The sequence below is a fragment of the Paracoccus marinus genome (genome assembly GCF_007018965.1).
Classification (GTDB): Bacteria; Pseudomonadota; Alphaproteobacteria; order Rhodobacterales; family Rhodobacteraceae; genus Paracoccus; species Paracoccus marinus.
Map to the genome: position 1 here is coordinate 110,928 of NZ_VJYZ01000001.1, position 10,736 is coordinate 121,663.

General features: G+C 70.0%; 9 protein-coding genes. All 9 read right to left on the minus strand.

What is annotated here, in order from left to right:
- Positions 1-1,323, minus strand: a complete 1,323-nt coding sequence (locus FNF32_RS00565) for an ABC transporter permease (protein WP_131675343.1) — start codon at positions 1,321-1,323, stop codon at positions 1-3.
- Positions 1,324-1,331: 8 nt separating this feature from the next.
- Positions 1,332-2,426 carry an ABC transporter substrate-binding protein gene (locus FNF32_RS00570; protein WP_131675337.1) on the minus strand — a complete coding sequence of 365 codons (1,095 nt, stop codon included), beginning with the start codon at positions 2,424-2,426 and terminating at the stop codon, positions 1,332-1,334.
- A gap of 108 nt (positions 2,427-2,534) precedes the next feature.
- On the minus strand, positions 2,535-3,632 hold the full coding sequence (locus tag FNF32_RS00575; RefSeq protein WP_131675338.1) for an ABC transporter substrate-binding protein: 1,098 nt from the start codon (positions 3,630-3,632) through the stop codon (positions 2,535-2,537).
- 50 nt (positions 3,633-3,682) lie between these two features.
- Complete coding sequence (locus tag FNF32_RS00580; protein WP_131675339.1) at positions 3,683-4,786, minus strand: ABC transporter ATP-binding protein; 1,104 nt, start codon at positions 4,784-4,786, stop codon at positions 3,683-3,685.
- Between the two features lie 121 nt (positions 4,787-4,907).
- Complete coding sequence (locus tag FNF32_RS00585; protein WP_221930630.1) at positions 4,908-5,768, minus strand: sigma-70 family RNA polymerase sigma factor; 861 nt, start codon at positions 5,766-5,768, stop codon at positions 4,908-4,910.
- Positions 5,769-5,770: 2 nt separating this feature from the next.
- Entirely contained in the window at positions 5,771-6,070 is a 300-nt protein-coding gene (locus tag FNF32_RS00590; RefSeq protein ID WP_185961805.1) for a putative quinol monooxygenase, read from the minus strand.
- A 113-nt stretch (positions 6,071-6,183) separates the two neighbouring features.
- Positions 6,184-7,623 (minus strand): coniferyl aldehyde dehydrogenase, encoded by a 1,440-nt coding sequence (locus FNF32_RS00595; protein WP_131675342.1) that lies wholly within the window; start codon positions 7,621-7,623, stop codon positions 6,184-6,186.
- Positions 7,624-7,658: 35 nt separating this feature from the next.
- Positions 7,659-9,314 (minus strand): acetolactate synthase large subunit, encoded by a 1,656-nt coding sequence (locus FNF32_RS00600; RefSeq protein WP_143796430.1) that lies wholly within the window; start codon positions 9,312-9,314, stop codon positions 7,659-7,661.
- A gap of 28 nt (positions 9,315-9,342) precedes the next feature.
- Positions 9,343-10,710: an FAD-binding protein gene (locus FNF32_RS00605; protein WP_221930631.1), complete on the minus strand. Its 1,368-nt coding sequence runs from the start codon at positions 10,708-10,710 to the stop codon at positions 9,343-9,345.
- Positions 10,711-10,736 lie beyond the last annotated feature (26 nt).

Below are 10,736 nucleotides of genomic sequence, written 5' to 3' on the forward strand. Positions count from 1 at the left end.
TTACCCCAGCTTCAGCTTGTCGATCCCGACCAGCTGGTCGTAGACCCAGTACAGGATCAGCACGCCCCCCAGCAGCAGCGACGCGAGCGCCGCCGCCATCGACCAGTTCAGCGTCTCGGTCATGTGCATCGCGATCATGTTGGAAATCAGCTGCCCCGACGATCCGCCGACCAGCGCAGGCGTGATGTAGTAGCCGACCGCAAGGATGAAGACGAGCAGCGCCCCCGCCCCCAGCCCCGGCAGCGTCTGCGGGAAATAGATGCGGCGGAACGCGGTCCAGCTGGTCGCCCCGAGCGAGCGAGCGGCGCGGACGTAGGACGGGTTGATCGTCCGCATCACCGAATAAAGCGGCAGGATCATGAACGGCAGCAGCACATGGGTCATCGCGATGATGGTGCCGGTCTGGTTGTAGATCATGGGCAGCCGCGCCCCGTCGGCGACCACGCCCAGCCACACCAGCAGGTCGTTGATGACGCCTTGCTGCTGCAACAGCACGATCCAGGCGCTGGTGCGGACCAGAAGCGAGGTCCAGAACGGCAGCAGGACCAGGATCATCAGCAGGTTCGACTTGCGAAGCGGCAGGGTGGCCAGCAGATGCGCGACCGGAAAGCCCAGGACGAACGTCAGGGCCGTGATGAGCGCCGACAGGCCGAAGGTCCGAAGAAACAGCATGACATAGACCCGCCGCTCCTCGGGCGCGCGGACCACGTTTCCGTCGTTGTCCCGCGCCCGGTCCAGCGCGGCGAGGTAGAAGCCCGACGTGTAGGTTCGGGACGCGTTGCGCATCGCCGCCCACAGCTCGGGCGAGGCCCAGTCGCCGTCGATGTCCAGCAGCGCCTTGCGGAACGGCGGTTCCAGCCCGTCGCGCACCTTGCGCCCGGTGGCGGTGAAAAGCGAGCGCGTGCCCGGCACGTCATAGTTCATGCGCGTGCCGACGATGCCGATGGTCCGCGCCTCGGCCGCCGCGGTCAGGTCAGCGGCGAGCGCGGCGAACGCCGCCTCGTCCGGGTCCGCGCCCTGCGGGTTCGCGGCGAACCAGGCGCTGACCTGCGGCATGTTCCCGGCGAAGCCGGGGTTGTAGACCGAGCGGTGCAGCATCTGCCCGATCGGCACGATGAAGGTGACAAGGACGAAGAGCAGCAGTGGCAGCACCAGCAGCAGCGCCTGCCGCCGCGCCCGCCTGCGCGACCGGCTGAGCGCGACGGCAAGGGGCACCCCGTCGGCGGTCGTCAGGACGCCGGGCCCGCCGCCGCGCGGCGCGGCAGGGGCGACCCCGCCCGCCTCGGTCGCGATCGCCGCGTGGGGATCAAGCGGGGTCGCCATCGGCCCGCTCAGGGCTTCGCTGGCGCGGCGGCCAGCCACGTGCCGAACCGTTCGATCAGCTCGACATCGTTGTCGGCCCAGAAATTCACGTCGATCGCCAGCGCAGATTTGAGGTTTTCGGGCGCGGTCGGCAGGTGCGGCGCCATCGGCGTCTTGCCGTCCTTGTACATGCCCACCAGCGCCTGCGACGACGCGCGGGGCGGGCCGTAGCTCAGCTGCTCGGCCGCGCGGGCCAGCGGCTCGGGCGCGGTGGACCAGGCCACGAACTTGAGCGCCGCGTCCTTCTGCGGCGCGCCTTTGGGGATCATCCACCCCTCGACCTCGTAGACCTGCCCGTCCCACAGGATCTCGAACGGGCGCGCGTCCTCGACCTTGGCGGCGAACAGGCGGCCGTTATAGGACATGGTCATCGCGACCTCGGCGTCGGCCAGAAGCTGCACCGGCTGCGCGCCCGCTTCCCACCAGACGATCTGGTCGCGGATGCTGTCGAGCTTGGCAAAGGCGCGGTCCAGTCCCTCGGGCGTCCGCATCACGTCGTAGACCTGATCCGGCGGCACGCCATCGCCCATCAGCGCCATTTCCAGCGTGAAGCGCGGCTCCTTCAGGACGCCGCGGCGGCCGGGGAACTTCTGCAGGTCGAAGAAGTCGGTGATCGAGGTCGGGCGCGCCGCCCCCATCGCCCGGGCGTCGTAGCCGATGACGGTGGAATACACGTCGGTCGCGACGAAACAGTCGCTGAGCCCGCCGGGCAGGAAATCGTCGGCGGCCGCCGTGCCGTCCGCACCGGCCACGATCAGCGCGGGGTCGATCGGCTCGGCCAGCCCCACGTCGCACAGGCGCTCGGCATCGGCCTGTCCCAGGCTCGCCACGTCGGTGGTGACGTTGCCCGCCGCGACCTGTGCCTTGATGACGGCGCCCACGCTGTCGGCGTCGATCAGGTTCACCCTGACGCCGGTTTCGGCGGTGAAGGGGTCGGCGAAGGCCACCTTCTGCGCGGCGGTGAAATCGCCGCCCCAGGTCACGACGTTGATGGGAACGTCGGCCGAGGCGGCCAGCGGAAACATGGACAGGGCGGCGGCGAAAAGCGGGCGGGTAAAGGGCATCGGGTCCTGTTCTTGGTCGGATGCCGCCGCCGGGGATGCCCGGCGACGGACGCGGTGTCGTGGTGGCCGTGGGCCCCGGAACGGGTCACGGCCGGGTTCGCGGGCGGCTCAGCCGGCCAGCCAGGCGTTGAACCGCTCGCTCAGTTCGCCGTCGTGGTCCACCCAGAAATCGAGGTTCGAGGCGAAGCCCTTGGCGAGGTTGTCGGGCGAGGTCGGCAGGTGCGGGCCCATCGGCTGGTCGGTCCCGGCGATGTTGCCGACAAGGCTCGCCGACGAGGCGCGCGGCGGGCCGTAGCTGATATGCTCGGCGGCCTTGGCAAGCTGTTCCGGCGCGGTCGAGAAGGCGATGTATTCCAGCGCCGCCTCGCGGTTGGGCGCGCCCTTGGGCATCACCCAGCCCTCCATCTCGTAGATCTGGCCGTCCCAGATGATCTTGAACGGCTTCTTCTCGCCCATCGCCGCGTCGAAGATACGGCCGTTGAAGGCATAGGCCATCGACACCTCGCCATCGGCCAGCAGCTGCGGCGGCTGCGCGCCCGCTTCCCACCAGATCACGCTGTCCTTGATGGTGTCGAGCTTGGCAAAGGCGCGATCCACGCCCTCGGGGGTTTCCAGCGTCGAATAGATGTCGGCGGCCGGCACGCCGTCCGCGAGCAGCGCGAGTTCCAGGTTGAACTTCGCGCCCTTCCGCATGGTCCGCTTGCCCGGGAACTTCTCGAGATCGAAGAAATCGGCCGGGGTGGCGGGCTTGGCGTCGGGGAAGCGGGAGTCGTCATAGGCCAGCACCATCGAATAGACGTCGGTGCCCACAAAGCAGTCGGTCAGCGCGCCGTCGATGAAGTCGTCGGCGGCCGGCGTGCCGTCCGCCCCGGGCGCAAGGGTCGAGGCGTCGATTTCCTCAAGCAGGCCCTCGTCGCACATCCGCACCGCGTCGGCGTATTCGACAGACGCCACGTCGGCGGTGACGTTGCCTGCCTCGACCATGGCCTTGATCGGGGTGGCGGGGTTGTCGGCATCGGTCACGACGACGCGCGCGCCGGTCTTTTCCTGGAACGGCGCGTTGTAGGCCATCTGGTGCGACTGCCCGTAGGCCCCACCCCAGTCAAGCACGTTGACCGTCTTGTCCTGCGCCATCGCCGGAAGCGAAAGGCCGGCCAGCGCGCCCGCAAGCGCGGTCGAAACGATGATCGTCGTCCTGAACTTCATGGTCTCTTCTCCCTGTTTCATCGCGGTTTTTGTGATTGCGATTGTTTGTCTCAGACGGGGTCCAGCGCGCGGGCATCCTGCGGGTGCCAGCCGACGCGGATCTTTTCGCCGGGGCTCAGGCGGACCTGCCCCTGCGTGTTGCGGAACTTCATCACGAAGTCGTCCGACCCCGCGACGCGCATCCGGGCGCGGAAGATGTCGCCCATGTAGATGACCTCGATCACCTCGGCCTCGACCGTGTGGGCGCCCTGGGGCATCTGGCCGGGCTTGAACTCGATCCGTTCGGGGCGGATCGACACCAGCGTCCGCTGCCCGACCCCGCCGACGTTCACGGGGGCCGCGTCGATCAGCTCGCCATTCGCCAGCCGGACCAGCGCCGTCTGGCCGTCCAGCCGCTCGACCGTGCCCGCAAGCGCGTTGTTTTCCCCGATGAAACCCGCGACGAAGCTGTTCTCCGGCGCCTCGTAAAGCTGCGAGGGGGTCGCAAGCTGCTGGATGCGGCCGTCGTTGAAGACGGCGATCCGGTCCGACATCGTCAGCGCCTCGCCCTGGTCGTGGGTGACATAGACGACCGTCACGCCCAGCCGGCGGTGCAGGTCCTTGATCTCGAACTGCATGTGTTCGCGCAGTTGCTTGTCGAGCGCGCCCAGAGGCTCGTCCATCAGCACCAGCTTGGGGTCGAACACCAAGGCGCGGGCCAGCGCGATGCGCTGCTGCTGGCCGCCCGAAAGCTGCGCCGGGCGGCGGTCGCGGAAGCGCGCCATCTGCACCATGTCGAGCGCGCGCAGCACCCGCGCGTCGCGGTCGGCCCGGGACAGCCCGCGCACTTCCAGCGGAAAGGCCAGGTTCTCGCCCACCGTCATGTGCGGAAACAGCGCGTAGTTCTGAAACACCATGCCGATCCCGCGCTTGTGCGGCGGCACGTCGTTGATATCGCGCCCATCGAGCATGATCCGGCCGTGGGTCGCGGTTTCAAACCCGGCGAGCATCATCAGGCAGGTCGTCTTGCCCGACCCGGACGGGCCGAGCATGGTCACGAACTCCCCCTGCGCGATCGACAGGTTCAGGTCCTTCACGACCAGCGTGCGGCCGTCATAGCTCTTCTGAACGTGGTCGAAGACGACGTAGTCGTGGTTGCCGGCACTGGCGGTCAAGCGTTCGTCCCCCTTGCGCCGCCCTTGTTCGTATCGGCGCGCCCCCAGACTATGCAGCCGCGCGGCGGCTTGGCAACGAAGTTGTGAGCCGCCCACCGCCGGTGATCGCCTGCGCCCGTTTTCAGGGCAGCTTGTCGGGATTCCGCATGATGTCGATGGCCGAGATGTCGCGCCCGCCCTGGCTTTCGAACCAGATGGTCGCCGCCGTGTGCGCGCCCGAACGCAGGGCGATCCCCGTTCCCGTGGCGAGCGCGGTGGGGGTCCAGTCATAGCCGCGCCACCACGCCCGCGCCCGCGTGAGGAACGCCAGCACCTCGGCCCGTCCGATCACGGGTTCGGTGATGGACTGGACCTTGCCGCCGCTGTCGACCTTCAGGCGGACATCCGCTTCCAGCACCACCGCCAGCGACGATGCGTCGTCGGTCAGGATCGCTTCCTCAAACCGGGCCAGCAGTTCCGCCTCGCGCGCGGGGGGCAGGCGGGAAGTCCGGCCGCCGTCCCGGACCCGCGCGCGCGCCCGAGAGGCGAGCTTGCGGCTCGCCGTCTCGCTGATTTGCAGGATCCCCGCCACCGTGGCGTGTCCGGTCCCGAACACGTCATGCAGCAGGAACGCCGCACGCTCCGACGGACCGAGCTGGTGCAGGACGGCCAGAAACGCGGTTTCCAGCGATTCCGACATGTCCTGCGGCTCGTCGATGCGGGCGGCCGCAAGCGGCTCGGGCAGCCACGGACCGACATAGGCGGTGCGGCTGCGCGCGTGGGATCGCAGGATGTCTATCGCCCGCCTCGTGCAGGCGGTCACGAGCCACGCTTGCGGATTGCGGATCGCGGCGCGTTCCACGGTCACCCATTTCACGAACACGTCCTGCAACACGTCCTCGGCGTCGGCCGCGCTGCCCAGCAACCTGTAAGACAGGCCGAACAGCGCGGGCCTTGCGGCTTCGAACGGTGCCAGCAGGTCGTCCGCCGCCGCGTCCGTCAATCTCACGCCCCCTTGACCCAGCGCGCGTCAAGCATAGTGATCTCCGGTTCATGGGCGAGCATGTCGCGCGATTCCTCGATGTAGCGAAGATAGGGCGCGGACGCGATGAACGCCGCGCCGTCCTCGCGCGACCTGTAGACCTGGACGGCGACGATCACGTCGGGGTCCTCGCCAAAGCTGTAGATATAGCCGACATGTCCGGGGTTCCCGGCGATCGCCGGCTGCATGTGGCGCTGCCAGATCGCTTCAACATCGGCCCGGCGACCGGGTGCGGTGCGGTGCTTGAGCATCAGGGCGTACATTCTTGTCTCCTCATCAGGATGCGGCAAATGCATCCGCAGACAAGACGGATCGGCCTGGCCCCGTGTGACAGAAAAATCGGCCCGGCCGGCGCGCGACGATTTCCGCCCGACGGTCAGCCCCGCGCCAGCACCATCCGCTGCACCGCCGCCAGCATCGCGCCGAACCGCTTTCCGTAGGGCGGCGCGAGCATGCCGACGCCGTTCAGGCGCGGCTGGACGAAGGTCCCGCGCAGATGCGACAGCGTGTCGAACCCGGCGCGGCCATGATAGCTGCCCATCCCCGACCCGCCGACGCCGCCGAAGGGCAGGTTGCTTTGCGCGACGTGCATGATCGTCTCGTTGTGGCAGGCGCCGCCCGACACGATGCGCTGCGACAGCGCCGCGATCTCGCCCGCGTCCTTCGAGAAGTAATAGGCGGCGAGCGGGCGCGGGCGCGCCGTGATGCGCGCCACCATCTCGTCGGTGCCGTCCACGGGGATCACGGGCAGCAGCGGGCCGAAGATCTCTTCGGTCATGATCGCGCTGTCCTCGGGCGCGCCTGTCACGATCACCGGCGGGAACAGGCGGCTGTTGCCGTTCTCGGGCTGGTCGGTCAGCGGGTGCAGCGTGGCGCCGCGCGCGACCGCGTCGTCGCGGATGCGGACCAGCCGGTCGAACTGGCGCTGGTCGATGATGCGGGTCACGTCGGGGTTGGTCGCGATGTCGGGATAGTGCTTCGCCGTCCACCTGCGCGCGCCCTCGATGAACGCACCCTCGGCGCCCTGCGGCAGATAGACGTGGTCGGGGGCGACGCAGGTCTGGCCCGAGTTGATCATCTTGCCGGTCATGATCCGCGCCACCGCCCCGTCCATGTCGGCGTTCGCGGTCACCAGCGCGGGCGACTTGCCGCCCAGTTCCAGCGTCACCGGCGTCAGGTTCCGGGCCGCGGCTTCCATGACCTTCTTGCCCACCTCGCCATTGCCGGTGAACAGCAGGTGGTCGAACGGCAGTTCCGAAAACGCCGCGCCGATGTCCGGCCCGCCCCGGATCACCGAAAGCTCGTCGGGGGCGAAGTGGCGGGCCGCCGCCTTGGCCATCCAGTCGCTGAAGTTGGGGACGTATTCGGACGTCTTCAGCAGCGCCCGGTTGCCGGCGACGAATGCCGCGACCAAAGGGCCGATCGACAGGAACAGCGGATAGTTCCACGGGCTGATGATGCCGACGACGCCCTTGGGCTGGGGCACGATCACCGACCGCGCGGGCTTGAACCAGATCGGGGTTGCCACCCGGCGCGGCTTCATCCAGGCCCGGCCGTGGCCAAGCGCGTGCGTGATCTCGGCGTTGGATGGGAAAATCTCGGCCAGCCGCGTGTCGCCCGCCGCCCGATGCCCGAAATCGGCCGAGATCGCGGCGATCGCCCGCCCTTCGTCCTCGCGCACCATCGCGAGCAGGCGTTTCAGCCGGTCCTTGCGCGTGGCCCAGTCGGGCGCGGGCTCGGCCCGCGACGCCGCGCGGGTCGCACCGAAGCGCGCGCGCAGCGTGTCCACGCTGTCCCAGTTCCGTTCGTCGATCATGCGGGTTGTCCTGTCGTTGAAAGGCACGGGGGGCGTCACGGGGCGACCTTGCGCTTGATCGCGCGCTGAGCGCCAGCGGGCAGGCCGGGAAGCGAGCGCAGGATCCACGGAAGGACCCGCCGCTGCAACCGGCCGAGCGCGGGCGGCACCATCGCCTCGATCAGATGCGGGCCGGGGTGGGCCAGCGCGTAGCGCAGCGCGGTCATCAGGTCCTCGCCCGTATCGACGCGGGTGCCGTGGACGCCCATCGACCGGGCGAGCCGCGCGAAGTCGATCCGGGGATCGCCGATGTCCAGCTGCGAGCGCACCTTGGGCCCGCCCGCGCCCGCGCCCACCCGTTCGAGTTCGACGTTGAGGATCGAATAGGACGCGTTGTTGAAGACGATGGCGGTCACGTCCAGCCCTTCGCGCGCCATCGTCCACAGCGCCTGGTTGGTGTACATGGCCGTGCCGTCGCCGATCAGCGCCACGACCGGGCGGTCCGGGCAGGCGATCGCCGCGCCGACAGCGTTCGGCAGCCCCTGCCCGATCGCGCCGCCCGTCAACGTCAGCAGGTCGTGTCGCGGCGCCCCCGCCGTCAGCGCCGACAGCAGCAACCCCGAGGTGATCGCCTCGTCGATCAGGATCGCCTTCTCGGGCAGCAGATGCCCCACCGCCTTGCAGACCTTGGCGGCGCTCAGCTTGCCGCGCGGGGCGGCGGGGCGCGCCGCCGCCGCGACCCGGGGCGCGACGTGGCCCGCGCCCAGCGCCTGCGCCAACGCCTCGAGGCTCAGCACCGGATCGTCGCCCGGCTCGCCCAGGTCGTGCAGCGTGCAGCTGTCCGGGACGAGCCAGCTCTGCTTGCCGGGATAGGCGAAGAAGGACACCGGCGGGCGGCCGTCGACCAGGATCAGGCGGTCGTACTGGCCAAGCTGCATCGCCGCGAGTTCGGCGAGATAGGCGATGCGCTCGACCGCCGGCAGCCCCGCGCCGCGTTCCAGCCGGGTGGGAAACGTCTCGGCCAGCAGCGTCACGTTGCAGTGGGCGGCGATCCGCGCGGCGGCCGTCAGCCCGCGCTCGCGCAGCGCCCGGTCGCCCAGCAGCAGCGCCGCGCGCCCGCCCGACCGGATCGCGGCCGCGACCCCCTCGACCGTGGCGCGGCTGGCTGCGGCGGGCGGCGCGGGGCGCGGCCCGGTGGCGGGCGCGCCGCCTTCGCCCCACGACACGTCGGCGGGCAGGATCAGCGTCGCGACCTGCCCCGGCGCGGTCCGGGCCGCCGCCACCGCCTCGACCGCGTCGCGGCACAGGTCGGCGGTCGTGGACGAGGTCCGCACGAACCCCGGCGAGACGTTCCGCGCCACCGTCTCGATATCCGATTGCAGCTGCGAATCGTACTGCACGTGCGCGGTGGCGTGGTCGCCCACGATGTTGACGACCGGCACCCGCGCCTTGCGGGCGTTATGCAGGTTCGCAAGCCCGTTCCCCAGGCCGGGACCAAGATGCAGCAGCGTCGCGGCGGGTTTCCCCGCCATCCGCGCGTAGCCGTCGGCGGCCCCGGTCGCCACGCCCTCGAACAGGGTCAGCACCGCGCGCATCCGCGGCTCGCTGTCCAGGGCCGCGACGAAGTGCATCTCGCTGGTGCCGGGGTTGGTGAAGCAGACCTCGACGCCCGCGTCGGCCAGGGTCTTCATCAGGGCTTGCGCGCCGTTCATCCTGCGGTCTCCCCTCGTCTCGCCATCCTCAGCCCCCTGCCAGGATCGACCGGGCGGCGGCCTTGGCGGTCATGATGCAGCCGGGCAGGAACGTCCCTTCCAGCGAACGGTTGCCGTTCGCGTTGCCGCCGCCGAACCCCGCCGCCTCGCCCACGCAGTAAAGCCCGGGGATCGGCGCGTCGCCATCGCCCAGCGCGCGGCTTTGCAGGTCGGTGCGAAGCCCGCCCAGGCTCTTGCGGGTGATGAGCTGCAGCTGCATGGCGATGAACGGCCCGGCCCCGCGCTTTTGCAGAGGCGCGGGCTTGCAGGTCCGCAGCCGGTCCGGTCTCCATTCCCGCGCCTCGAGGATGCGGCGGACCTGCACGTCCTCGGCCGGATCGCGGCCGGGCGCGAAGTTCGCGTCGAACCTGTCCACGTTGGCGCGCAGCCGCCCGGGGTCGATGTCGTGCGACAGGGTCAGCGCGTTCATCTGCGCGGCCAGCCCCTTTAGCGTGTCGTCCGCCAGCACCTGCGGGCATTCGCGCAGCATCTGCCGGATCAGCCGGTGATTGCCCAGCAGCGTCTCGCGCAGGAACGGCACGAGCTGCCGGTCGCGGATGCGGGGGTTGTGCTCGGCCCCGGAGATCGCGAACTCCCGCGCGGCGATGCGAAGGTTCAGCAGGTGCCAGGTCCACGGCTTCTTCTGCTCGGCCACGCGGCGGCACAGCCAGTTGGTATCGAAGCCCGTGACGAGCGGCTCGGGCCCGATCCGGTCGCCGCGATGGTCGAGCCACAGTGCCGACTTGCAGGGAATGATGGACAGGCCGTGGCCGGGGAAATGCGGAAACGGGTGCGGCAGCCCCGCGGCATAGTTCCACATCGCGGCGGGATTGACGATCCGCCCGCCCAGCCGGTCGGCGACGAAACGATGCATCCGGCCATCGGCAAACGGATGGGCACCGTTCAGCATGGTCGCCGGCCGCGCGCGGTCGCGGGGCCAGTTCGCGACCGCCTCGGCGTGGCTGCCGTTGATGCCGCCGGTCGCAAGAACGACCACCGGCGCGGTGACGCGGATCTCGGCCCCGGTGGCCTCGTCCATAGCCACCACCCCGCCCACGGTTCCCGCGTCGTGGTCGAGCGCGGTCACGCGATGGCGATGCAGCAGCGTCAGGCGGCCCGCACCGGCCGCGCGCATCGCCGCGATCAGGACGCGCGTCAGCTCTCGCCCGGTGCCCCACAGGACGTGGTAGCGCGGGACCGAGTTCCCGTCGCCGTTCCGCCCGCGCTCGACCAGGTTGACGGCCGGCATGAACCGCAGGCCGTGGCCGATGAGCCAGTCGTGCACCTCGGCCCGCGACCGTTCGACGGTAAGCGCCACGGCGCTCTCCTCCTGCCGCTGCTGATCTGATCGGTCCATTCTCCGCGGGTGGGCATGGGGCGGAG